Raw genomic sequence first — 3,127 nt, forward strand, 5'->3', positions numbered from 1 at the left:
GACGGCCGTGGTGCCGCCGCCGATCGGCCGGGCAGCGGAGGGCGTGTAGGACAGGTTGTCCTGGAGGCTGTCGCTGCGGGTGATCACCTTGTCGGCGCCGGCGGATGTGGCGACCTTCACGATCGACGGGTCGACGGCGCCGTCCACCGGCCAGACGAAGTCCGTGGACGGTTTCACGTGGAGGATCGTGTTCACCGTGTCGTCGGCGACGTCGGTGGCCTCCTTGAGGTGGTTCAGCGAGCCGGTGACGTTCGTGCCGTTGTGGGCGAGGGAGGCCAGGTCCGGGTCGCCGAACGGCAGGGCGGCGATCTCTTCGCCCGTCACCGCCTGCTGGAGCTCGGCCAGCCAGTGCTTGGCGAGCTCCTGGTTCTTTCCAGGGGCGGTGGTGCCGTCCGCGCCGCGGACCTCGTAGCTCCGCGTCATCGCGTCGACGGATGCCAGCAGGTCCGGGTCGATCACCCAGGTGACGTCGAGGCCCTTACCCAGCGACACCATCTGGTCGAGGCGGCCGCCCGGGGCGATCTCCTCGGCGAGCTCGTCGTCGCGGAAGACCGGCGTCTGCTGTTCGTTCGACCCCGTCTCGGCCGCCATGTGAGCGCCGGAGACGAGGGGCCACAGGAACGTGGTCTTCGTCCTGGTGTCGGCCTCTTCCGGCTGCCACGGCAGGAACGTGCGCTGGACGCCGAGAACCTGGTCCCAGGGCTGTGCCGCGGTCTCCCCGGAGAGCGCGACGGCCAGCTGGTAGACGCCGTCCCGGCCGAGATCCAGCTTGTCGGCCGGGACGGAGATGCTGAAGGGCTCCGCGACGCCGGGGGTGAGCGCGGAGAACTTCTCGGTGTACTTGCCGCCGACCTTTTCGCCGGACGGCCCTTGGAGGTCGTTGCTCTTCTTGGCCAGGGTGTCGATCGATGAACGGGTGCCGAGCGGGGGGCCCACCTGCAGGTCGACGTGCGCGCCGGTCACCGTCTGCTTGCCGTTGTTGGTGACCGTGCCCGACACGGTCACCGTGTCCCCCTCGGAGGGAGCGCTGGGGCTGAGCGAATTGATCGCGACCGACACCGAGCCGGTGCGGGCGGCAGCCTGCGAGGACTCCTGCCCGGCCGCTTCCGCCGTCGTCGCGGCGGGCAACTGGAGGAGGCCGGCCAGCAGCGGCGCGCCTGCGAGCAGTGCCCCGGTGCGCCGCAGCCAGCGGCGGGCAGGTGAGGCACTGGCCCTCTGGAAGTCTGCCGCCTCGGCCACGCGCTCGTCCGTCCCTAGTCGTCGTCAGTGGTCGTCGGAATGTGCGTCCACGCATGGTAACGATGCCCGCTGAGGGGAAGTGCCGCGGTCCGCTCCACAAGATCGCGTACGGGCACCGCACTGTCCGGTATCGAGCTCTATGGAGGGGGACGCTTCTTTACCGGCCAAAAGTTCTACTTGTGCGCGTAAAGCGGACCGGTCCCCATGCTTGCGCACGCGGAATAGGAGGAGCTCACGGTGGCCGGAGCCACGTACCCTCTTCTGTTGTGCCGAACGCCAACGAAGAAACGTCCAGTGCCCTGAGCCAGGTGCAGCACCGCGCGGTGAGTGAACTGCTGCGGGTCGCCCCTGTCGCCGACGACCTTGCCCGCCGCTTCCAGGAGGCCGGGTTCTCACTTGCCCTGGTCGGCGGGTCGGTACGGGACGCGCTGCTGGGCCGGCTCGGCAACGACCTGGATTTCACGACTGACGCGCGCCCGGAAGACGTCCTCAAGATCGTTCGCCCCTGGGCGGACGCCGTGTGGGAGGTCGGGATCGCCTTCGGCACGGTGGGCGCGCACAAGGGCGGCTATCAGATCGAGGTGACCACCTACCGCTCCGAGGCCTACGACCGCACCTCGCGCAAGCCAGAGGTGTCGTACGGGGACTCCATCGAGGAGGACCTCGTCCGCCGCGACTTCACGGTGAACGCGATGGCGGTGGCGCTGCCGGAGAAGGAGTTCGTCGACCCGCACGGCGGGCTCGAAGATCTCGCGGCCCGGGTGCTGCGCACTCCGGGGACCCCGGAGGAGTCGTTCTCGGACGACCCGCTGCGGATGATGAGGGCCGCGCGCTTCGCGGCTCAGCTCGACTTCGAGGTCGCCCCCGAGGTCGTCACGGCGATGACGGAGATGGCCGGGCGCATCGACATCGTCTCGGCCGAGCGGGTGCGGGACGAGCTGAACAAGCTGATCCTCTCCCAGCAGCCGCGCAAGGGCCTGACGCTGCTCGTCGAGACGGGCCTCGCCGAACGCGTGGTGCCCGAGCTGCCGGCCCTGCGCCTCGAGCGGGACGAGCACCACCGGCACAAGGATGTCTACGACCACTCGCTGATCGTCCTGGAGCAGGCGATGGCGCTGGAGGAGGACGGCCCCGACCTGACCCTCCGCCTGGCCGCGCTGCTGCACGACATCGGCAAGCCGCGCACGCGCCGCTTCGAAAAGGACGGCCGGGTCTCGTTCCACCACCACGAGGTGGTCGGGGCGAAGATGACCAAGAAGCGCATGACGGCTCTGAAGTACTCCAACGAGCTGGTGAAGGACGTCTCACGTCTGGTCGAACTCCACCTGCGCTTCCACGGCTACGGCACCGGTGAATGGACGGACTCGGCGGTCCGTCGCTACGTCCGTGATGCCGGCCCGCTGCTCGACCGCCTCCACAAGCTGACCCGCTCGGACTGCACGACCCGTAACAAGCGCAAGGCGGCGGCTCTGTCGCGTGCCTACGACGGGCTGGAAGAGCGGATCGCCAAGCTGCAGGAGCAGGAGGAGCTGGACTCGATCCGTCCGGACCTCGACGGCAACCAGATCATGGAGATCCTCGGCGTGGGCCCCGGTCCGGTCATCGGCCGTGCGTACCAGCACATGCTGGAGCTGCGCCTGGAGCACGGGCCGATGGAGCCTGACGCCGCGGTGGCCGCGCTCAAGGAGTGGTGGGCCGGGCAGGAGAGCTGAGGCCGTGGAACGGGGTCATGTTTCACGTGAAACATGACCCTCTCTGGCGACAGGCGGCCTGCTGGAGACAGACCGAGGGGCGGTGTTTCACGGCCGGCAGGACGAAGGCGGTGGCGCGCAGGACGTCCGCGACGGTGGCGCCGGGCCGGTCGAGGTCACGGTCGAGGACGAAGGCG

General features: G+C 69.3%; 2 protein-coding genes. One reads left to right on the forward strand and one right to left on the reverse strand.

Annotated features, from left to right (window positions below; genetic code table 11):
• Positions 1 to 1,239, reverse strand: a 1,239-nt coding sequence (locus ABT116_RS41380; RefSeq protein WP_351645417.1) for a DUF6049 family protein, incomplete at its 3' end; no start/stop codon positions are given.
• A 266-nt stretch (positions 1,240 to 1,505) separates the two neighbouring features.
• Between ABT116_RS41380 and ABT116_RS41385 the strand changes: the two genes are divergently transcribed.
• Positions 1,506 to 2,951, forward strand: coding sequence for a CCA tRNA nucleotidyltransferase (locus ABT116_RS41385; RefSeq protein WP_351645419.1), 1,446 nt, complete (start codon positions 1,506 to 1,508; stop codon positions 2,949 to 2,951).
• Positions 2,952 to 3,127 lie beyond the last annotated feature (176 nt).

This window comes from Streptomyces sp. NPDC002130, from assembly GCF_040296465.1.
In the GTDB taxonomy this organism is placed as follows: Bacteria; Actinomycetota; Actinomycetes; order Streptomycetales; family Streptomycetaceae; genus Streptomyces.